Source organism: Sphingobium sp. IP1, assembly GCF_002708645.1.
In the GTDB taxonomy this organism is placed as follows: domain Bacteria; phylum Pseudomonadota; class Alphaproteobacteria; order Sphingomonadales; family Sphingomonadaceae; genus Sphingobium; species Sphingobium yanoikuyae.
Genome location: NZ_NOIW01000027.1, coordinates 19,629 through 36,426 on the forward strand (window position 1 = coordinate 19,629; position 16,798 = coordinate 36,426).

Consider the following 16,798-nt stretch of genomic DNA (forward strand, 5'->3'; position numbering starts at 1 on the left):
TTACTCCTCTGTGCCCGACGCGGCCGGGTCGGCATCATCCGCCCCGGCGTCGGCGGAGGACCATGCCCCCGGCTCTACATTGGGATCAGGCTTTCCGAGCTCTGCCAGCCGCACGGCGCGCAGCGGGCCGGCAAGTGGCAGCCCCCATGCGTCCATCTCGTTGCCGGTAGCGTCGCGCGCGCGGGGGCGCGTTGGATCGGCCTGAACCGGCCGCGTCTCGGCCGCTGACCTGGCCTCGGGCTTAGACGAACTGACCGTCCGACGGGTCATTGACTTTCCTTCCTGATGTGCCGAGATGTCGTAAATCGGACCATCCACGCGACCCGGTATCCGTCTGCGGACAACAATCTGCCACCGCCATATTCGGTAGGCCGCCCAGCCTCCGGGTGGGTCCAGAGGATCAGCGCGTCCATCACGCGATCGACTTCCACCTTGAGGCGATCGTCGATCATCTCGCTGCCGTGCGCACGCCCCTCTACCACCACGATCACGCCGAACTGTTCGGTGAGCTTTTGGTCCAGGACGCGAGTACCCATGCTGTTGGGCGCCGCGCTATCGGCCTCGGGCGCGACGAAAAAGGCTGGCGAGGCGCGGGGCGCCTCCGTGAGGCCGGCCCATTCGAGTATGCCCTCGACGTTCCGCAGGCCGACGCTTTTCAGCCGGGCCACTATAGGCTTCTGCGAAATCATCCCGCCACCTTCGAGAACAGCCCGGCCAGAAATGCGCGCAGGACCTGAATGACGATGCGCTCCTCATCCGGCCCAAACCCGACATATTGACGCTTGGGCATTACGATCTGCGACACGACCCGATTGCCGAATTTGAGCGCCTTCTTGTTGCGAGGCTTAATGGTGCCGCCCTCGTTGTGAATGCGCGCATATTTGGCTGGCCCGGCCGTCTGCAGCACCCCGATCTGCGCGAAATCCGAACCAAAGTCGGGCACTAACGCGCGCTCCAGCGCACCTTTTTTGTGCAGGACCTTGCGGCTAGCATCCTTGACGTTGATGGGCTGATCAGGATCGATACGGCGCTTCATCCACGGAACCCCGAAAGGGTCGCGTTCTTGCGCAAACCGCCCGCGCGCATGCACCATCCAGTCTTCAGCGATATGGCCCATCGGCTCGCGAAGATTGCTGCCGGCGAGAATGGCGCGCCCCACCGCCTCGTTGAGCATGGCGTCATCCACGCGGATGCTGAGATCAAAGCCCGCGCCCATCAGTAGCCCGCCAATCCATCGGGATAGGCCCGGCGACCAGGCGAGATGAGAATATCGTCCTGGGCGGGCGCGGCCACAGGCGCTGTTGCCGCCGGCACGGGCAGCGCGCCGGACTGGATGCGCTCCAGCATCTTCATCGACACCTTCGCCGCGGCAGCTACCCCATCAGGCGCACCGCGCGGATAAAGATCGGCTCGCGCCAGATCGCCCACGATCTTCTTGATGATGAGCGGCGCTTCCACGAGCGGAACGGTGTAGCGCGCAGCCAGATGCGTATCGGCGACAGCCTGCGCATTGACCAGCGCGCCAACCAGCAGCCCCCGATCGATCCAGCCCTTGCCCGTGTCGGTCATGACCAGCACCTCTTCCAAGGTGAAGCGGTCGATGAATTCAGCAATGGTCAGATAGGGCGCGCCACCATCGGGCATGGACCAGGCCATGTCGATGACCGCGATCTCCAGCTCGGTCTCAGCGCGCTGTCCGTCCGCATCGTCGGCGATCACCGTAACGAGGTAACGCTCGCCATCCGTTCCCCCGGAGATGGCGAGCGTTACAGCGTCGGCGAAAAGCTGGGGCACGACTCCCAGTTCCGCCACGCTCGCGACCAGCCCCCTGGCCGCGACATCCACCGAATGCAGCACAGTCACGGTCGAAATACCATTGAAGGTGACCGGACGGTGCAGCATCTCGGAAGGCTGTTTCAGGATAGTTTCAGGACGCATGGGCCTGCGCAAGCTCGAAAAAGCCGCTGATGCCGCCCACGAACAGGCAGGCCCCACCGATGAACAGCATGACCAGTGCAACCATGAAGGTCAGGCCGGAAACAGGCGCATCCCAATAGTCCAGCGCGAAGGAGACCACAGCCAGCAACATGCTGAGTGCAACCAGCACGAGCGCCATCCAGAGCAGGGCCGTCATGTCGATCAGCCCCTCTTGCGGGGGGGCTTGGCGGCCGAAGGTTCAGCCCCAGCTTCAGACGACGCGGTTTCACTTGCCGGCTCCGTCTCCTCGGCCTGCGCAACACCGCCAACAGGATCGGCACCATCGGTCGCGGCATCGAGGGCTTCGCCGTCCTCGCCCCCGGTCGCGAGCGCCAGCATCTTGGCAACCGACTCCATCACCGCTGGAGCCAGACGGCCTTCGCCGATCCGAACGCTCAGTTCATCCAGCAGCGCATCGTTGGAAAAGTCGGCCAGTACCTGTCCGGCATCATCCGGCAGGCCTTCACCGACAAAAAACACGATGCCACCCAGATCCGCGATAGCATCGACCAGGGCATAGCGATCCGTCACTGCCACGACCGCGATCGGCGAGGACACGGGTACGGGCGCCGTGGTTTCCCAGGACAGCGCGCAGGTGACTTGCGCGCGCGTTTCCTCGACCGCATCAAGGGCAAGCAGTTCGATCGCAAGATCGAACGGCAACGCGATGACCGCGCCGATCTCCACCGGCTTCTTCTGGCCGTCCGCGCGACGCAGACCGCGCAGCGCCGTTTTTACTTCATAATTCCGCATGGGAAACTCCGAGGTCAGGAAGGTTACTGGCGGGGACAGTGCAGCGCCCCCGCCAGCCAGGGCCGCGAAGGATCAGCGCGCGCCCTGGAACAGGAAGCCGGCGTCGGCGCCGACGAGCTCGGCCGAGAATTCGTCGATGACGTCGCTCTGCCAGCTTTGGATACCCGCCTCCCAGCGCGTGGGGGTAACAAGCGGTCGCCCCTTCAGCTGATAGGTGTAGCCGTAGCTGGGAAGCGCCAGATTACGGCCCCGGCCGCTACCGCCAGTCTTGGGAGCGACATAAGCCAGGATGGCTTCAGTGCCCCAGATGTCAGAGGTGGTTCCGTCCGCATTGTCGAAGATGCCGTCGCCCCCCACGAGGTTATCGACCTCGAAATAGGACTTCAGCTTCGCCAGCGAGATCGGCTCATCCGAGGTCTGGGAAAAATGCGCCAGGATCATGGGATGAACGCTGAGGCTGGTGATGAGCGAACCAGTAACCAGCAGCGTGTTCGGCCGCCGGCCGATGCGGCTGCGGATCACCTCTTTGGCGTCCGCGACCTGCACTTTCGGATTGCTGTCCGGACTGGACCATTTGTCGTTGCCGGTTAGCGCCATCTTGTTGGAGGCGGCATAGGAGGCGGCATTACGGGCAACGTCAGCCCGCTGGCACTCCTTTTCCAGGGCAATCACCTCCTGCACGAGATCGACAGCATCGGTCAGCAGATCGATACCGGGAGTCTGCTGCGCATCTTCCTGATGCTCGATCGCAACGACAGCGCCGAGCGCTTCCTGATGCAAGGAAACCGGCCGGCCCTCATGGCCGAACTCCATGGTGCGGATGGGCGTGCCGGGTGCACGGCGGGTCTGGCGGCGGCGGAAACTGTCCCGGCCGAACTCGATACGCTTGAAACCACGGATCGGCACATCAACCGTGGGAAAAAGAGCTTCACCGACATAACCGGCATTGGAATAGCCGCGCGCGTGGTCGGTAAGAATGGGATCGACGACGCGCACCTGCGAGGCATTCATGGACATAAACAGGCCTTTCAGCGTGGAAACAGGGTGGAAGGCCGTTGCGCCGCCTGGGACATGATCAGGCCGCCTTCCTGGGCAGTATCCGGGCGGCCGTCAGCGCCGCCCGACCTCTAGAGCTTGAGCAGAACTTCGATTTTCTGCCCCGCAGCAGACGCGCCAGTGACAGCCCAGCCATTGATTTCGCCCGTCGTCCGGGTGATGGCGCGCGCCTGGGCGTCGGCTTCCACTGCGGCACCGGCGGCGACAGCGCCACCAGCCTCGACGATCGTGGTGCCCAGGACATCGACCGCGAAGGCCTCCCCGGTGCTGGCTGCATACTGAGATACGCCCTGAGCCTTCGCGCCGGCCGCACAATGCGCGCCCGTCAACATGCCTACAAAGCGCGCGGCCGACACGGCGGCAGCGGCAATGACGCTCATGGGAAAGAGGGAAGTTTTCTGCATGTGTCGCTCCTGTTGGACTTTACTGGGAGGAAAGGATCAGCCCGCGCCCTGGGCGCGCTTGACCGCATCGGCCCAACCAAGGCCGGGATTTTCCTGCCGAATGATGGAAGCGCGGCGATGCAGATCAGCCTTTTCGGGGTCGACATCGTAGCCCTCGGGCGCGGCGAAGCTGGTGTAGGACTTATCGTTCTTCGGCTTTTTGCCGTGCTCGCCGAACGAGACGAGCGGCACAGCACTGTCAAAAAGCTTCTTCAGCGCATCGGCGGGCGCCATATCGCCGGCCTCGCCGAAGCTGACGACCGCCGTGGTGTCGAGATGATCGAGCACGCCGATGAGCAGCCCCTTGCCCACCGGGGCCAGCTTGCCTGCCTGCATCAACCCTTCGGCGAAGCTGACATTGCCGTCATGGATCGCCTTCATGGCGGCGGTCTTTGCCGCTTTCTCCTGCTCGGCCACAGCAGCTTCGCGCTGGGCAAGCGACTGTTCACGCGTGGTGAGCGCGGTTTCGCGCTCGGCAAAACTTGCCTCTTTCGACATGTCGTCCTCTTTGGTGGATGGGAAATCGATGGTGGCGACGCCCTGGTCATCGCCTTCGGAAAACTGGACCGTGCCCAACCCCTTGATGCCGGGCGCATGGGCGCCCAGAAATCCGATATGCTTGAGGTACCAGCTACCCGGCTTGGGATTTGCCGGATGCTCGGGCGGATAGAAACGCGCCGAAACCTTGGGGAAGCGCCGCGCCCTGACCATCTCAGCAAAGGCCGGCTCGATGTCGGCACCGGGACGCGCCAGCAACTCACCACCCTCGACGGCCAGACTATCGACCCAGCCATAGGCGGGATCGTCCAGGCGGGGATGGCCGACGACCAGCGGCGCGGGATCGGCCGCCGGATCATAGGCGTCGGCGATCTGCGCCAACATCTCTTCGCTGAACGAAACCTCAACACCTTCGTTCGAGGTGAACTTGCCGACACGGGCAAGGCGGATAGTGGGGGGCGTCTGATCCATGACCCATGGGATAGGCGAGTCGGACCAGGAGAGTGGTTATCCGCTGTCGGATACCAGCCCGATCAATGCCGGACAGCAATCAAATTGCAGCAGCAGACTGAGATTGCAAGGGGATAGGCGAGGCTCAATCTCAAATAGCCTCTATTTGCCCGTGGGCATCATGCCCATGGGGGTTGAGGGGCGTTTTGGTAGTCAGGTAGCCAAAACACACCCTCAACGTTCTACGGGGCTTAAATCGGCTCGCCGTCCGCCACCAGCATATGGGGAGACGGGATAGACGCAATAACGTCATCGCGCTGGACGCCCCAAACCGATGCCAGCGCGATTATTTCATCGCACGAAACCGGCTGGCCACCCGACAAACCGTGCAGCCGCTGGACGACTATGCCGGACTGCTTAGCCAGCTGGTCATAGCTGCGACCATATTGCGCGTGCCACGCGTCAAACCATCGCGATCCGGTGGCGATCGAGCGCGCCACCGGATGCGTTTCATCATAGGGCCGGTAAAACTGCGACATGTCTACCTGCCTCTCTCCTTTCCGTCGCCTGGACATCAGTAAGCAAGCCATTCAAGTTCGGCGTCATCCAGAGCGCAGTGCATGTCCGGATCGGCGTCGAGCTTGTTAAGGCGGCTGGCGACATCCTTGACCGCGCCATTGATAGGGAATTTCGGATCGCGGCGAGCGGCTTTCGCAAGCTCTCCAATAGCATCTTCGCGTTTCATCTGGCTCAGCAACCAGCGACCAAATTCGGGGCGGGAAGACGCTTCGGGGACAAAATGCTTCATGATGTTCCTCCATCGACTCGGTGGAGGAACATCATAGAACAAAAGGGGAACAAAAAGGAGGCTCTTATGGATTTGCGTTTTCTATTACAGTGCCTGAACTGTACGCGTCGCTTGCGGAAAGTGGGACATCCTTATGATATTGGTTGTAAATCGCGAGCGCAGCAAACACGCATAACACGCCTCCCACAGTGAGATAAAACCAACGGTTATCAGCCGGCTCGCCCTGGAATTCATTCAGATCGACGGTCGGCCTATAATTTCCTTCTTGCTCTGCGGCGGGCAAGGCCGCCTCTCGTCCAGGCAAAAAGTAAATCGCACGAATGATCCATCCCGCGATAAAGAGAAAAAAAGAGACCGTTAAAGTGGCCCCTCCTAAATAAATCGCGCACCATTTTGCAGCCAGATCGTCCAAGTTCAAAGAGGGATAGGTTCGCACGTCCCAAAATACGCCAACCATGAAGACCACTATTCCAGCAGCCAACATTACGCGCCCGCCCTTAATTTGTGCGGAACCATCTGGCCTTAAATCCTGCATCAAGCCCTCCCAGTTACATAGATCTACCGGCCCAAACGACCCGCCCGATCAGATGCAATCCATCTTCACGTTCAAGATCGACTAAACGGTCAAATCTATCGTAATCCCTGTTGTCGCTCGTTACCAAAACTCTGCGAGCCGACGGGAAAAGTACGCGCTTCACCATAAGTTGATCATCCAGACGGAGGACAAAAATTCCGTCAACAGGATCACGTCGGTCAGTATTAATCATTACCAGGTCGCCATCGCCTAGTGTTGGCGCCATGCTGTCGCCTCTGACATGCACGATACGCAGTTTGGCCGGATCGCCGAATTGCCTTCTCAACCACCCAGTTGGAAATCCCAAGCTTTCAGCGGACTCCCCCGCTTCTACCGCCGACGCCCCATGGCCTGCCGATACTACAACATCGTGCAATGGCACGAAGGCCATATCCCCCGGCTCACCAGGACTAGGGACGCGAGTATAAAGTGGACCCTCGGTGGCCGTGTAGCCACCAGCAATTTCTGACGCCCCCACGCCGAGCACCCTGCATAAATTCGCAAACGTGCCGTTCGTAGGCGTAGCCCTTCCCGCCAAAATTTCCACCAGGGATGGCCTGGATATGCCGGCATTTTCCGCCGCCTTACCCTGGCTTCCGTAGCGTTTCACCGCCGCCTTCAGACGAGCAGCAGCCTCAGGTGACCATCCAATCACCCTAGACCTATCATTTTTTTCTTGACCTGTCATTTTACCTGTCATTATGCATGTCAACAGACAGGCAAGGAAAGATTTGACGTGCAACCAGACGACATGCATCCGGAAGACATCAAGGCTGCTGTGCGTAAAGCAGGCTCCACTCTGTCGGCGCTTGCGCGGCAGAATGGGCTTTCTCGCCAACAGATGTCTCTAACCCTGCATGCCCGTGTTTCGGCGAAAGCTGAAAAGATCATTGCGGACTTCCTCGGCCTGCATCCCAAGAAAATATGGCCGTCGCGCTATGACAAGACAGGCAATCGCCTGTCACTGACAGCTGCGCGGAGCGACGCTGCATGAACGCCGCCTATCACAAACAATCAGGGGAGTCTTGTTTACTCTCCGTTCACCCCCAAGAAAATGAGACGAAGCGCGCTTCGGTGTCTGGACGGGGGGCATATTGCACCTCCCATCTGAGCGCCCAGGAGATCGCCGAGCTTCGTCTCGCAGGCCTGCCGACCACGAAAACCGGCGTCCGTGTTCGCGCCAGCACCGAGGGCTGGCCGTTCGAGGCCCGCACCGTGCGCGGTGGCGAAGCCCGGTTCTATGATGTCATGGGCTTGCCCGAGGCTGCTCGCCAAGATTTGCTCTCTCGCCAGTCAGATGCCAGCGCAGGCCCGCGCACGATGGGCCGCCCTAAAGGTTCCGACTTCTTCACCCGAAATCCCGCCATCGCCGCCGCCGTCCTCGTCATTCTGGCCGACCAGAAGGTTTCGGCCAACAACGTCAGAAAGATGCTGGCCGCAGAGTTCAACGAGCTCCCGTCCCTGCGAGTACTGCAATTCTTCATCCGCAAGGTCGAAGACGAACAGCGTGTCCTCCTGACATCGATGCGCGATCCCGACACTTTCAAGTCCAAGTACCGAATGGCACTGGGCCGAATGGATGCGACGGTCTCCTACGCTCACGAGATGTGGGAGATCGACACGACCAAGGCGGACGTGATGTGCAGGGATGGTCGCAAGAACATCCTGGGCATCATTGATCGCTGGTCGCGACGCGCCCGGTTTCTGGTTGTCGAGAGCGAGAGCGCCCAGTCGGTGCGCCGGATGCTGGTCAGCACCATCATGGCTTGGGGCGTCATGCCGGCAATCCTGAAGGTGGATAACGGCTCCGGCTTTATCAACGCATCCATTACGACCGCCCTTGAGACACTGGGCATAACGCTGGACGTCTGCCTTCCGGGTCACCCGGAAGACAAGCCGCACGTCGAGCGCCTGTTTGGCACCTTCAACCGCGAACGCGCCTCCCTGCTCAAGGGCTTCCTCGGACACAATGTCGCGCAGGCACAGAAGCTGCGCGCCCGTGCGAAGAAGGAAAAGGGGCGCGCCGTCATAGAGGCGGCAATCGACAGCGCCGAACTGCAGCGCATTCTCGATGCATGGGTCGACGGCGAATATCACCAGCGCGTTCATAGCTCGCTGGGCATATCGCCCATGGCGAAGTGGCAGCGCTCGCCGCAGCCCGCTTGCGCGGCCCCCAGCGAAAGCCTGCTGAAGATTGCGCTCAGCGCCTACGTCGGGACCGCCACGATCGGCAAGCGGGGCATCCGTTGGAAGAAGGGCCGTTACTGGTCACCTTCGCTGGTCGCCCTGATGGACCGACAGGTCACCCTTCGCCGCGATGAAGATGATCTGGGCGCCCTCTTCGTCTTTGATGAGGCGGGCAATTATGTAGACACGGCGGTCAATGCCGAACGGTCGGGCATGAGCGAGCAGCAATATGCACTCGCAGCGCGGCGCCAGTTCAACGCCTGGATGAACGAGCAGAAGGCAGACCTGCGCAAAAAGCAGGGTGGCTTCTCGATCGAGAAGGCGAAGCACTCCCTTCTCCGCGACGAAGCCGAGCGCGCTGGCAAGCTGACGCACTTCCCGCGCCCGACCGAGGCGCGCACGACTCCGGCGATGGACAGCATCACCAACGCCCCGGCTCCGCCGGTGCCCGATACGTCCATGCTGGAGGAACTGGTCGCCAGGGCGCCCGCGCCACGACAGGCCGCCCGGTCGGCGGCCGACAAAATGGCCGAAGCCGACGCGATCATCGCGGCGGCAGCACGGGGCGAAACGGTCGATGCCGACGCCCTGCGCCGCGCCCAGCTCTACGCCACCACTACCGAATATCGCGCCGAGAAAATGATGGTGGTCGCCTTCGGCGCGGCCGTCCCGGCCGAACGGCGCCAGGGCGCCGCATGACATCCCCCCTTCAACTCCATTGCACGACCGGAGAAGAACCGATGAACAGCCTAGCTTCCCAACCGCGCCTCGATCTGGGCGACGGCCCGCGCGGTAACGCGCCCTTGTCCAATATGAGCCTTGCCCTGCAGACCATCATGGAATGCGAACAGGCAGGCCCTGAAAGCTCCACCCGCATCGGCCTGCTCTATGGCTTCTCGGGCTACGGCAAGACGGTTTCCGCCGGCTTCGTCGCCGCCCGCACCGGCGCGGCCTACATCGCGGCCCGCTCCGTCTGGTCGCAGCGCTCGCTGCTGGAAGCCATCGCCGAGGAACTGGGCATCACGCGCCCCGGCCGCACCGCACCGGTGCTGATGGGCCAGATCATCGACCAGCTGAACCACGAGCCGCGCCACCTGATCATCGACGAAACCGACCATCTGGTGAACAAGAAGTCGGTCGAGATCATCCGCGACATTCATGACAGCGCGCCGATTGCCATCATGCTGATCGGCGAAGAGGCGCTGCCCTCCAAGCTCAAGGAATGGGAGCGGTTCGACAATCGCATCCTGATCGCCACGCCCGCCCAGCCCGCGTCGATTGCCGACGCCTATAAGCTGCGCGACCATTATTGCACGCGGGTCCATGTCGCCGACGACCTGGCCGAACTGTTCCAGCACCGCTGCAAGGGCATCACCCGCCGTATCGTGACCAACCTGCGCGCTGCCCAGCGCGCGGCGGCCGAAGAAGGCGTCGGCGAGATCAACGCCGGTTGGTGGGGCAGTCGCCCAATCCTCAACGGCGATGTGCCCGTCCGTCGGAAGGAGTTGGTGTGATGCGCAGCTTCCCCAACCCTTATAGGCCGCAGATCAAGAGCAAGGCCGAACGCCGCGCCAGCCGCGTGACCCGCGTGATCGTGCCGTCGGCCCGCTTCGAGGCAGACCTGTGCCCTGACACCCACGCGCCGCGCCTGCGCTTCAACTTCGCCAATGGCTGGACCGCTTCGCTGGTGCTGCGCATGGGCCGGCCCAATGGCTGCGACTTCATGATGGCTACGGTCGCGGCCTGGCCCACCGGCATGCACGGTCAGGGGCTATCGGATCTCGGTCCTACCGAGGCATGCGCCGACGAAGCCCTGCTGTTTCTGGATGAAGTCCAGCGCCGGGAGGCAAGGTGATGAAGCCAGCGCCGACGCCGCAGGGCTGCGCCTTCCACCCGGTCATGTTCCTGATCGCCTGCCTTGGCTGCGCCATGGTCTGGACGCTCAGCTTCGAAACGCTGGTCTGGCTGGTGCTGGTCATCACCGAGGTCGCGGGAGACCTGTTCGCATGAGCCGCGATGCCCGCCCTCTTTGCGAGACGCGGCCATGATCACCGGCGTCATCCTCCTTTCTGTCGGCAGCTTCGCCCTGGGCTTTGGCCTTGGCGGCGGCCTGCGCATCCCTGGAGCACGTAAATGACCTTCGTTGCAGCGGCGCGCATGCGCGATCCCGCACTGGCGGCCTGGACGGTCCTGCGCTTCGCCCAGAAGCCAGTGAGTCTGGCGGACATTCTCTTTGCCAATGACGATGTGGCCCAAAGCGCCCGTCCGACACTGGCCGATACCATTCATCTGCTCGATCGCTGGCGCGGGGCCGGTCTGATCCAGCGGATCGAAAAGCCGGAGTGCTACATCATGCAAGCAGAGGCGCGGGCGTTCCGCGACCCGCCCGCCGTTGGGGAGACGGCGCGCGAACCCAAGCCGCGATCGACGCGCCAGCGCATCTGGTCGGCGGTGCGGGTCATGCGGTCGTTTGACCTGGTCGAAATCTGTTTCGCCGCCACCGTCGAGGCGCGCGCGGCGCGGCGCATCCTCAACGAGCTTACCCGCGCCGGCTTCCTGACCCGGACAGATCGCGCCGGTGACGACCATCCGCGCTGGCGACTGACGCGCCCGTCCGGGCCGCTACATCCGCGTATCGAATATGCGGGGCGCACCATGGTCGCGATGGTCGACCGCAACAGCGGTGCGCGCTTCCCCCTGGCTCCGAGCCAAAAAATTTTAGCCGGGGAAATTAACCATGTCTCTTAACCCCTCCAGTACAAATGTGGAACGCGCGACGGCGGCGTGGGGCGACGAGATGCCCGCATGGGTCCGCCTGCTGGCCGGCGCGTGCGACACCGACAATCAGCGCATCGTCGGCGACAGGCTCGGCAAATCGAGCGGCTACATCAGCCGCCTGATCAACCGCAGCTATGCCGGTAGCTATGCCGAGGCCGAGCGCCTGGTGCGCGCTGCCTATGGCGGTGAAGATGTCAGTTGCCCGCTGTTCGGGCCGATCCCGCTCGCCAGTTGCATGCGCGCGCGGAGGCGCAAGGGACCGCCGCGCAATCAGCTGCACCATCAATATGCCGCCGCATGCCCGGCTTGCCCGAACAATAGCGATGGAGAGGCCGCATGATCGCGCGCCTCTTCGCCGCCGCCCACCGGCTGCTGTCCGACAGCGATGTCCGCGAAGGCCATGTGGAAGTGCGCATCGCCCTTGCTCAGGCCTTACTGATCGCCGTGCCGCTGATCCTCATTGCCTTGGGCTTCATGGCGGCGATGCCATGAGAGCGCCCAGGACCGACTACGCAGCGTTCGCCGCCGGACGCGGGCACGTGGTGCTCTATCGCCCCGGCCAGCCCAACCACTGCCCTGGCTGTGGCGCCAGCCAATGGCTGGTCGGCCGCGCGACGGCCGAATGCGGCCGCTGCGCCACCGCCATTCCCATCATTTCGCCGGCAGTTCCCGGCATCTTCACGGAAGGACAGAATTGATGTCACGACGCAAGGCACCCAAGCAGGAGGCGCCACAGACGATCGAAACGGCGATCGCGTTGATCGCGGAATATCGCGATCTGCTCGACAAGAGCGACGAGCTCAAGCTCGACGCCGACAGTTCGATCGCCAAGATACAGGCGGCGCGTGACGAATTTGTCGCGCCGCTCGACCAGCGGGCCAAGGACATCTTCCGGCAGCTTAGGGCCTGGTGGGCCGTCTCGGCTCCCTCGCTCACCGAAGGCAAGCGTAAGTCCGTCATACTGGCCGGCTGCAAGATCGGCGAGCGCACCACCACGCCCGCGCTCAAGCATGACGGTCTCAAGGTCGATACGCTGATCGACCAACTGGCCGACCTTGGCCTGTCCGAACTGCTGCGCATCACCACCAAGCTGGACAAGCAGGCCTGCATTGCCGCGATCACCGACAATACGGAATTGGGGCAGGTGCTCTTGTGGCTGGGCGCCCGCAATCACCAGGCGGACGAATTCTTCATCGACCGGGCCGAGCGGAAGGAAACCACGCCGCAGCCTGTCGAGGTCCAGGAGGAAGCCGCATGACGCCGGTTATGCTCGCCCGTCTGTGCGCGGCCTCGGACTTTGTCCTGGACGAGATCAGGAAGGCCACGCCGGCCGAGGAGATCATCGCCGCCCTCGTCGCAGACCACCGCGCCACTTTCCGGCGCGGTGACCCGACCGTCCTGCGCGTCGCCGGCGTAAGCGCCAGCTGCACCCACGATGCCGGCAGCTACCTGCTCGATCGCTGGCGCGCCAACGCCGTCAACAAGATCGTGATGGAGAAGGCCAATGGCTAGGCTCAACCGTTGCACATGCGGCCGTATGCCGCACCTGCGCGCACGCAAGACGCGCGAGGGCATGGTGATCACCAGTGCGGCCTGCCCCAATCTGCGCTGTGGCGCACAGGGCCTGCCTGTCGAGGATTTCGAGCGGAACGACGCCGCAGCAGCGGCCAAGTGGAACCGCCATGGCGGGAGGAAGGCCGCATGAGTCTGCGCACCGAAATCCAGAACTTCCTTCGCCGGTCGGGCATGTCCCCGACCGCCTTCGGGCAGGCGGCGCTGGGAGACCCATGCTTCCTGGGTAAGCTTAGTCGTGGAGAAATCCGCGTAGGGCCGGCCAGGCGCGCCACCATCCGCATCTGGCTCAACAATAACCGCGACCTCAAGGTGGCGAACCCCCAGCGCAGCTTTGAGCCGTCGGGCACTGGCCTCAACGTGGCGCTGAACGGTGACCTTTGGGACCGGGACGCAATGATCGCGTCGGCCATGCTGCTGGACGCGCTGAAGCTCCACCATCCCGAAAGGTGCGCGGCATGAGCTTCTTCTACGACATCGCGACCGGCACGATCGTCGATGCGCAGGACGGTGGGCTGATCGCCGACCTGGTCGAAACTGTCGACCCCGAAGACGGATTGAAGATGGCAGGGGCGATCGACCTCTACGACGCCCTGTGCGCGATCATCTACGCGCATGAGATTGGCGAACTGCCCCTGCCGACTGCCCTAGCCGATGCCGGACGAGAAGCGCTGGTGCGCTCGTCAGTCCCGGAGCGCGGGCCGCGATGATCCGCGTCTACATCATCGTGGCCAACAGCCCCGAGCGCCTGAGCTTCGCCCTAGAGCGCAGGCGCGGTGGACGCACCCATTCCGTCGAGGCGCTGCAGGAAGTCGTCGAAATTCCCGACCTCGCCGACCCGGCCCGCATGCGCGCCCTGGCAACCCAATTTCACCAGCACTTCAAGGAGAAGAGCCGTGGCTGATATCGTCCATCATGCTGCACATGCTGCTGTCGCCACCAATTTCGCCAACGATGGTGAGGGCATCTATTTCACCGCGCAGAACGGCACTCTTTACATTTCACTCGCCCCACATGGCGGCGGCGATGGCCTTACCGTGATCTTGCGCGGCGACGACATCGACCATGTCGCTGGCCTCTTTGCCGACACGGTATCGGAAGCCACTCGCCAATCCCACCCGAGCATGGGGGGCATGCAGTGAGCGATTATTGCCACATCTTGTTCGAACGGAAGGCCGGGAAGGTCAAATCATTCTCCACTGCCTCAGGACCCAAGTCGACGCGCCTGACGATCGTGCTGGAGATCACTGACTCCTATGCCCTCAGCCATCTGCTGCGCGAGCTTCACGAAGCCCAGCATCCGCCCAAGGAAGAGCCTGCGACCGCGCCTGCCGCAAAGCCGAAGGCAAAGACGAGGCGCCCGGCGCTGCCTGCGCCGCCGCTGCAACTGCCCTATTTCGGAGATGACGCATGACACAGGAACAGCGTCGCACGCTCATCAATATCCATGATCATCATGCACGCTACGGCGTGGTGCCCACCATCCGCGAACTGGCCGCGATGGAGAACCTCAAATCCACCTCGGCAGTCTGGCGCCGTGTCCAGGCACTGCTGGAGATGGGCGAACTGGTCAGTGATCACCGGCCTGGCCATCGCTCCTACCGGATCGCCGGACAGGTTGATCTCGCCAAGGTTTCGACTGACCGGCTGCGCGCCGAACTGGACCGCAGGGAGGCTCATAATGGCTGAAACACGTCGTAGCGTCTCCATATCGGGCCGGAGGAGCGGCAAGACCGAATATGGCCGCACTCGCCTGATCATCGCGATCCGCGCCGCCTGCAAGCGGCAGGCTATCGACGATGACATGCGCAAGTCCATCCAGGGCGATCTGGTCGGCAAGGCCAGCATGTCGGATATGAGCATCGGTGAGCTCGGCCGCCTGCTCGACCATTTCAACAAGGGCTGGAAAGGGCCGATGGGCCATCGTGCCCATATCGGCAAGATCAAGGCGCTATGGTGGTCGCTCTACTGGCTGGGCGCCATCAATGAGCCGGATGACCGCGCGATTTCCGCCTTCGTCGAACGGCAGACCGGCGTGTCGGCACTCAAATTCCTCGACCACCGCAAGGCGGCCAAGGTGATTGAAGGGCTCAAGGGCTGGCTGGAACGGGTCGGCGTCAACTGGCCCGACCCCGATCAGGTGGCGGACCTTGCAGAGCGGTCGCCAGTCTATTCCGACCAGCATGCTGATCGCCATGCCATATTGGGCGCGATCGGGGCCAAGCTGCAGGCCGCCGGTGCGCTTCGCCACCATTATCTCGCCTATCTGGAAAGCGCGCTCAATCTGTGCGCCAACCACCATGTCTGGTCCACCGCCGAACTGGATGCAGGCATCCGCCTGCTCGGCCGCAAACTGCGCCGCCTTGAGGGCAAGGAGGTCCTCGACTGATGGCCGCCACAGACAGTCCCCAGCCGTTGCCGCGACTAGACGACATCCCTATTCCTGAGGACATCCAGCCCTCGAAAGGTTGGACAGAACAGATGGTCGAGATGGCCGACCATATTGGCGCTTACGCAACGATGCAGATCGTCGCGAACTTCGGCGGCCAGTTGAAGTACATCCCGATCGACGCCAGCCGCAATCCGTTTCGAGAGGTCATCGGCCCTGCCAAAGCAGAGATTGTCAGCCACGTTTATGGCCCAACCAAATTTCAGGTACCGACTGCGCGGTACGCGTTGCGAGTTGCCCGTCGTGGTGGGGTATTGCGTCTTGTGAGGAGAAGAGAGATGACAGCCCGCGATGCTGCTATTATCCTAGGCACATCGCGCACATACCTGACCTATCTGCTCAACCATGCAGATGAGGATGCCGAGCCTCCCGCGATCCTGCCGCGACGCGTGCCCAAAATCGATCCCAGGCAAATCGATATCTTCACCATTTTGAACGATAGTCCGCCAGTGGATATCAGCTGACGGACTACGCTTCACCCCCAATGCCAAAGGCATTGTGAACCGGCTTTTCAACGCCGTTTCAATCAGGGGGCATCGTGTCCATTCGACATATCCACCAGTCGGAGGCCTTCGGTGCCTGACTGGGTTTCTCTCATCATCAAGCTGTGGCCGATCGCTTCCACGATCACGCCCATCATCCTTCTCGCGGGCTTCCTGTGGCTGCGCCAGAAATTCCCGTCGAAGGAAGACTTCGACTCGCTCAAGAGGACTGTCGATGCACTCCAGATCGATCAGGTCGCTACCAAGAACTCTTTGGAGGCGACCAATAGCGCCATAAAGGAGCTAAAGGCCGACCGGGACGATCCGCCGACGCGGGTGCAGCTAATGGCTGAAATGGCAGTCCTGGCCGGCCGCGTCAGCGGCATCGAGGCCGAAGTGAAGGGCGTTGGCAAGCAGGTCGAAACGTCCAACGACTATCTGCAAATTCTGATCGAACGCGGGGTGAGTAAATGATCCCCGACGCGATCCTTCCGCTTATCCGCCGCGCGATCCTCGACCTCATCCATGATGTAGGCGGCGAGGAAAACGACGACGTGCTGACCATCATGCTGACCGGCCTCGGGCATCGCTTTCCGCGCCCGGCCGTGACCGAGCAGATGCGCTGGCTCGCCGACCATAATATGCGCCTGCTCGAAATCACCGAATGCGGCCCGTACACCGTCGCCTCGATCCTGCCCAACGGGATCGAAGTGGCTGATGGTCGCCTCAAGCTGGACGGCATCTGGCGCCACAAGACGGGCAAGCGCTGAT

General features: G+C 62.5%; 35 protein-coding genes. 22 read left to right on the top strand and 13 right to left on the bottom strand.

What is annotated here, in order from left to right; genetic code table 11:
- From CG471_RS11735 to CG471_RS11790, 13 genes are all read right to left on the bottom strand, one after another.
- A complete protein-coding gene (locus CG471_RS11735) occupies positions 1-270 on the bottom strand; it encodes a hypothetical protein (RefSeq protein WP_180275679.1) in 270 nt (89 codons plus the stop codon).
- Positions 267-689, bottom strand: a complete 423-nt coding sequence (locus CG471_RS11740; protein WP_099231973.1) for a hypothetical protein — start codon at positions 687-689, stop codon at positions 267-269. Before CG471_RS11740 ends, CG471_RS11735 begins: the two co-directional genes overlap by 4 nt.
- Positions 686-1,216 (bottom strand): phage virion morphogenesis protein, encoded by a 531-nt coding sequence (locus tag CG471_RS11745; protein WP_099231974.1) that lies wholly within the window; start codon positions 1,214-1,216, stop codon positions 686-688. The genes CG471_RS11740 and CG471_RS11745 overlap by 4 nt, the downstream gene beginning before the upstream one ends.
- On the bottom strand, positions 1,216-1,938 hold the full coding sequence (locus CG471_RS11750; RefSeq protein ID WP_099231975.1) for a phage protein Gp36 family protein: 723 nt from the start codon (positions 1,936-1,938) through the stop codon (positions 1,216-1,218). The genes CG471_RS11745 and CG471_RS11750 overlap by 1 nt, the downstream gene beginning before the upstream one ends.
- Positions 1,928-2,134, bottom strand: a complete 207-nt coding sequence (locus CG471_RS11755) for a hypothetical protein (protein ID WP_099231976.1) — start codon at positions 2,132-2,134, stop codon at positions 1,928-1,930. The genes CG471_RS11750 and CG471_RS11755 overlap by 11 nt, the downstream gene beginning before the upstream one ends.
- A 5-nt stretch (positions 2,135-2,139) precedes the next feature.
- Positions 2,140-2,730 (bottom strand): hypothetical protein, encoded by a 591-nt coding sequence (locus CG471_RS11760; protein WP_099231977.1) that lies wholly within the window; start codon positions 2,728-2,730, stop codon positions 2,140-2,142.
- A 72-nt stretch (positions 2,731-2,802) separates the two neighbouring features.
- On the bottom strand, positions 2,803-3,747 hold the full coding sequence (locus CG471_RS11765; protein WP_099231978.1) for a hypothetical protein: 945 nt from the start codon (positions 3,745-3,747) through the stop codon (positions 2,803-2,805).
- Positions 3,748-3,857: 110 nt separating this feature from the next.
- Entirely contained in the window at positions 3,858-4,190 is a 333-nt protein-coding gene (locus CG471_RS11770) for a capsid cement protein (protein ID WP_143560188.1), read from the bottom strand.
- 36 nt (positions 4,191-4,226) lie between these two features.
- The gene (locus tag CG471_RS11775) at positions 4,227-5,198 is read right to left on the bottom strand and encodes a hypothetical protein (RefSeq protein ID WP_099231980.1); all 972 of its coding nucleotides are present in this window, start codon (positions 5,196-5,198) and stop codon (positions 4,227-4,229) included.
- Positions 5,199-5,428: 230 nt separating this feature from the next.
- Complete coding sequence (locus tag CG471_RS11780; protein WP_099231981.1) at positions 5,429-5,716, bottom strand: hypothetical protein; 288 nt, start codon at positions 5,714-5,716, stop codon at positions 5,429-5,431.
- A gap of 35 nt (positions 5,717-5,751) precedes the next feature.
- On the bottom strand, positions 5,752-5,985 hold the full coding sequence (locus CG471_RS11785) for a hypothetical protein (RefSeq protein ID WP_099231982.1): 234 nt from the start codon (positions 5,983-5,985) through the stop codon (positions 5,752-5,754).
- A gap of 64 nt (positions 5,986-6,049) precedes the next feature.
- Positions 6,050-6,520, bottom strand: a complete 471-nt coding sequence (locus CG471_RS30145; protein ID WP_143560189.1) for a hypothetical protein — start codon at positions 6,518-6,520, stop codon at positions 6,050-6,052.
- Positions 6,521-6,533: 13 nt separating this feature from the next.
- Positions 6,534-7,247, bottom strand: a complete 714-nt coding sequence (locus tag CG471_RS11790) for a helix-turn-helix transcriptional regulator (protein ID WP_180275680.1) — start codon at positions 7,245-7,247, stop codon at positions 6,534-6,536.
- A 48-nt stretch (positions 7,248-7,295) separates the two neighbouring features.
- Between CG471_RS11790 and CG471_RS11795 the strand changes: the two genes are divergently transcribed.
- The 22 genes from CG471_RS11795 to CG471_RS11880 all read left to right on the top strand — a co-directional run bounded on the left by CG471_RS11795 (position 7,296) and on the right by CG471_RS11880 (position 16,797).
- Entirely contained in the window at positions 7,296-7,553 is a 258-nt protein-coding gene (locus tag CG471_RS11795) for a helix-turn-helix transcriptional regulator (protein WP_218964248.1), read from the top strand.
- Positions 7,550-9,445, top strand: a complete 1,896-nt coding sequence (locus tag CG471_RS11800) for a DDE-type integrase/transposase/recombinase (protein ID WP_099231985.1) — start codon at positions 7,550-7,552, stop codon at positions 9,443-9,445. Before CG471_RS11795 ends, CG471_RS11800 begins: the two co-directional genes overlap by 4 nt.
- A gap of 41 nt (positions 9,446-9,486) precedes the next feature.
- Positions 9,487-10,260 carry an AAA family ATPase gene (locus tag CG471_RS11805; RefSeq protein WP_099231986.1) on the top strand — a complete coding sequence of 258 codons (774 nt, stop codon included), beginning with the start codon at positions 9,487-9,489 and terminating at the stop codon, positions 10,258-10,260.
- A complete protein-coding gene (locus CG471_RS11810; protein WP_099231987.1) occupies positions 10,260-10,601 on the top strand; it encodes a hypothetical protein in 342 nt (113 codons plus the stop codon). Before CG471_RS11805 ends, CG471_RS11810 begins: the two co-directional genes overlap by 1 nt.
- Entirely contained in the window at positions 10,601-10,756 is a 156-nt protein-coding gene (locus CG471_RS30615) for a hypothetical protein (RefSeq protein ID WP_180275681.1), read from the top strand. The genes CG471_RS11810 and CG471_RS30615 overlap by 1 nt, the downstream gene beginning before the upstream one ends.
- A 147-nt stretch (positions 10,757-10,903) precedes the next feature.
- On the top strand, positions 10,904-11,494 hold the full coding sequence (locus CG471_RS11815) for a hypothetical protein (RefSeq protein ID WP_143560190.1): 591 nt from the start codon (positions 10,904-10,906) through the stop codon (positions 11,492-11,494).
- Positions 11,495-11,543: 49 nt separating this feature from the next.
- Entirely contained in the window at positions 11,544-11,864 is a 321-nt protein-coding gene (locus CG471_RS11820; protein ID WP_257211509.1) for a hypothetical protein, read from the top strand.
- Positions 11,861-12,016, top strand: coding sequence for a hypothetical protein (locus tag CG471_RS30620; RefSeq protein ID WP_180275682.1), 156 nt, complete (start codon positions 11,861-11,863; stop codon positions 12,014-12,016). Before CG471_RS11820 ends, CG471_RS30620 begins: the two co-directional genes overlap by 4 nt.
- Positions 12,013-12,222, top strand: coding sequence for a hypothetical protein (locus CG471_RS11825; RefSeq protein WP_099231990.1), 210 nt, complete (start codon positions 12,013-12,015; stop codon positions 12,220-12,222). The genes CG471_RS30620 and CG471_RS11825 overlap by 4 nt, the downstream gene beginning before the upstream one ends.
- A complete protein-coding gene (locus tag CG471_RS11830; protein ID WP_180275683.1) occupies positions 12,222-12,782 on the top strand; it encodes a host-nuclease inhibitor Gam family protein in 561 nt (186 codons plus the stop codon). Before CG471_RS11825 ends, CG471_RS11830 begins: the two co-directional genes overlap by 1 nt.
- A complete protein-coding gene (locus CG471_RS11835; RefSeq protein WP_143560191.1) occupies positions 12,779-13,036 on the top strand; it encodes a hypothetical protein in 258 nt (85 codons plus the stop codon). Before CG471_RS11830 ends, CG471_RS11835 begins: the two co-directional genes overlap by 4 nt.
- A complete protein-coding gene (locus CG471_RS30150; RefSeq protein WP_143560192.1) occupies positions 13,029-13,229 on the top strand; it encodes a hypothetical protein in 201 nt (66 codons plus the stop codon). Before CG471_RS11835 ends, CG471_RS30150 begins: the two co-directional genes overlap by 8 nt.
- Positions 13,226-13,558: a hypothetical protein gene (locus tag CG471_RS11840; protein ID WP_099231993.1), complete on the top strand. Its 333-nt coding sequence runs from the start codon at positions 13,226-13,228 to the stop codon at positions 13,556-13,558. The genes CG471_RS30150 and CG471_RS11840 overlap by 4 nt, the downstream gene beginning before the upstream one ends.
- A complete protein-coding gene (locus CG471_RS11845) occupies positions 13,555-13,806 on the top strand; it encodes a hypothetical protein (RefSeq protein WP_099231994.1) in 252 nt (83 codons plus the stop codon). Before CG471_RS11840 ends, CG471_RS11845 begins: the two co-directional genes overlap by 4 nt.
- A complete protein-coding gene (locus CG471_RS11850) occupies positions 13,803-14,000 on the top strand; it encodes a hypothetical protein (protein ID WP_099231995.1) in 198 nt (65 codons plus the stop codon). Before CG471_RS11845 ends, CG471_RS11850 begins: the two co-directional genes overlap by 4 nt.
- Positions 13,993-14,238 carry a hypothetical protein gene (locus CG471_RS11855; protein ID WP_099231996.1) on the top strand — a complete coding sequence of 82 codons (246 nt, stop codon included), beginning with the start codon at positions 13,993-13,995 and terminating at the stop codon, positions 14,236-14,238. Before CG471_RS11850 ends, CG471_RS11855 begins: the two co-directional genes overlap by 8 nt.
- Positions 14,235-14,510 carry a hypothetical protein gene (locus CG471_RS11860; protein ID WP_099231997.1) on the top strand — a complete coding sequence of 92 codons (276 nt, stop codon included), beginning with the start codon at positions 14,235-14,237 and terminating at the stop codon, positions 14,508-14,510. Before CG471_RS11855 ends, CG471_RS11860 begins: the two co-directional genes overlap by 4 nt.
- Positions 14,507-14,785: a winged helix-turn-helix domain-containing protein gene (locus tag CG471_RS30625; protein WP_180275684.1), complete on the top strand. Its 279-nt coding sequence runs from the start codon at positions 14,507-14,509 to the stop codon at positions 14,783-14,785. The genes CG471_RS11860 and CG471_RS30625 overlap by 4 nt, the downstream gene beginning before the upstream one ends.
- Positions 14,778-15,485, top strand: a complete 708-nt coding sequence (locus CG471_RS11865) for a regulatory protein GemA (protein ID WP_180275685.1) — start codon at positions 14,778-14,780, stop codon at positions 15,483-15,485. Before CG471_RS30625 ends, CG471_RS11865 begins: the two co-directional genes overlap by 8 nt.
- On the top strand, positions 15,485-16,009 hold the full coding sequence (locus CG471_RS11870) for a hypothetical protein (RefSeq protein WP_099231999.1): 525 nt from the start codon (positions 15,485-15,487) through the stop codon (positions 16,007-16,009). The genes CG471_RS11865 and CG471_RS11870 overlap by 1 nt, the downstream gene beginning before the upstream one ends.
- Before the next feature lie 111 nt (positions 16,010-16,120).
- The gene (locus tag CG471_RS11875; RefSeq protein ID WP_099232000.1) at positions 16,121-16,501 is read left to right on the top strand and encodes a hypothetical protein; all 381 of its coding nucleotides are present in this window, start codon (positions 16,121-16,123) and stop codon (positions 16,499-16,501) included.
- On the top strand, positions 16,498-16,797 hold the full coding sequence (locus CG471_RS11880; RefSeq protein ID WP_099232001.1) for a hypothetical protein: 300 nt from the start codon (positions 16,498-16,500) through the stop codon (positions 16,795-16,797). The genes CG471_RS11875 and CG471_RS11880 overlap by 4 nt, the downstream gene beginning before the upstream one ends.
- The last annotated feature ends 1 nt before the right edge of the window (position 16,798 follow it).

Coding starts and splice junctions, on each gene's coding strand:
- CG471_RS11815 (WP_143560190.1), top strand. CDS start 10,904: ATGCGCGATCCCGCACTGGCGGCCTGGACGGTCCTGCGCTTCGCCCAG.
- CG471_RS11740 (WP_099231973.1), bottom strand. CDS start 689: ATGATTTCGCAGAAGCCTATAGTGGCCCGGCTGAAAAGCGTCGGCCTG.
- CG471_RS11735 (WP_180275679.1), bottom strand. CDS start 270: ATGACCCGTCGGACGGTCAGTTCGTCTAAGCCCGAGGCCAGGTCAGCG.
- CG471_RS11880 (WP_099232001.1), top strand. CDS start 16,498: ATGATCCCCGACGCGATCCTTCCGCTTATCCGCCGCGCGATCCTCGAC.
- CG471_RS30625 (WP_180275684.1), top strand. CDS start 14,507: ATGACACAGGAACAGCGTCGCACGCTCATCAATATCCATGATCATCAT.
- CG471_RS30150 (WP_143560192.1), top strand. CDS start 13,029: ATGGCTAGGCTCAACCGTTGCACATGCGGCCGTATGCCGCACCTGCGC.
- CG471_RS11780 (WP_099231981.1), bottom strand. CDS start 5,716: ATGTCGCAGTTTTACCGGCCCTATGATGAAACGCATCCGGTGGCGCGC.
- CG471_RS11790 (WP_180275680.1), bottom strand. CDS start 7,247: ATGACAGGTCAAGAAAAAAATGATAGGTCTAGGGTGATTGGATGGTCA.
- CG471_RS11775 (WP_099231980.1), bottom strand. CDS start 5,198: ATGGATCAGACGCCCCCCACTATCCGCCTTGCCCGTGTCGGCAAGTTC.
- CG471_RS11755 (WP_099231976.1), bottom strand. CDS start 2,134: ATGACGGCCCTGCTCTGGATGGCGCTCGTGCTGGTTGCACTCAGCATG.
- CG471_RS11770 (WP_143560188.1), bottom strand. CDS start 4,190: ATGCAGAAAACTTCCCTCTTTCCCATGAGCGTCATTGCCGCTGCCGCC.
- CG471_RS11745 (WP_099231974.1), bottom strand. CDS start 1,216: ATGGGCGCGGGCTTTGATCTCAGCATCCGCGTGGATGACGCCATGCTC.
- CG471_RS11830 (WP_180275683.1), top strand. CDS start 12,222: ATGTCACGACGCAAGGCACCCAAGCAGGAGGCGCCACAGACGATCGAA.
- CG471_RS11785 (WP_099231982.1), bottom strand. CDS start 5,985: ATGAAGCATTTTGTCCCCGAAGCGTCTTCCCGCCCCGAATTTGGTCGC.
- CG471_RS11760 (WP_099231977.1), bottom strand. CDS start 2,730: ATGCGGAATTATGAAGTAAAAACGGCGCTGCGCGGTCTGCGTCGCGCG.
- CG471_RS11765 (WP_099231978.1), bottom strand. CDS start 3,747: ATGTCCATGAATGCCTCGCAGGTGCGCGTCGTCGATCCCATTCTTACC.
- CG471_RS11865 (WP_180275685.1), top strand. CDS start 14,778: ATGGCTGAAACACGTCGTAGCGTCTCCATATCGGGCCGGAGGAGCGGC.
- CG471_RS30620 (WP_180275682.1), top strand. CDS start 11,861: ATGATCGCGCGCCTCTTCGCCGCCGCCCACCGGCTGCTGTCCGACAGC.
- CG471_RS11845 (WP_099231994.1), top strand. CDS start 13,555: ATGAGCTTCTTCTACGACATCGCGACCGGCACGATCGTCGATGCGCAG.
- CG471_RS11750 (WP_099231975.1), bottom strand. CDS start 1,938: ATGCGTCCTGAAACTATCCTGAAACAGCCTTCCGAGATGCTGCACCGT.
- CG471_RS11870 (WP_099231999.1), top strand. CDS start 15,485: ATGGCCGCCACAGACAGTCCCCAGCCGTTGCCGCGACTAGACGACATC.
- CG471_RS30615 (WP_180275681.1), top strand. CDS start 10,601: ATGAAGCCAGCGCCGACGCCGCAGGGCTGCGCCTTCCACCCGGTCATG.
- CG471_RS11820 (WP_257211509.1), top strand. CDS start 11,544: ATGCCCGCATGGGTCCGCCTGCTGGCCGGCGCGTGCGACACCGACAAT.
- CG471_RS30145 (WP_143560189.1), bottom strand. CDS start 6,520: ATGCAGGATTTAAGGCCAGATGGTTCCGCACAAATTAAGGGCGGGCGC.
- CG471_RS11805 (WP_099231986.1), top strand. CDS start 9,487: ATGAACAGCCTAGCTTCCCAACCGCGCCTCGATCTGGGCGACGGCCCG.
- CG471_RS11825 (WP_099231990.1), top strand. CDS start 12,013: ATGAGAGCGCCCAGGACCGACTACGCAGCGTTCGCCGCCGGACGCGGG.
- CG471_RS11835 (WP_143560191.1), top strand. CDS start 12,779: ATGACGCCGGTTATGCTCGCCCGTCTGTGCGCGGCCTCGGACTTTGTC.
- CG471_RS11840 (WP_099231993.1), top strand. CDS start 13,226: ATGAGTCTGCGCACCGAAATCCAGAACTTCCTTCGCCGGTCGGGCATG.
- CG471_RS11800 (WP_099231985.1), top strand. CDS start 7,550: ATGAACGCCGCCTATCACAAACAATCAGGGGAGTCTTGTTTACTCTCC.
- CG471_RS11850 (WP_099231995.1), top strand. CDS start 13,803: ATGATCCGCGTCTACATCATCGTGGCCAACAGCCCCGAGCGCCTGAGC.
- CG471_RS11810 (WP_099231987.1), top strand. CDS start 10,260: ATGCGCAGCTTCCCCAACCCTTATAGGCCGCAGATCAAGAGCAAGGCC.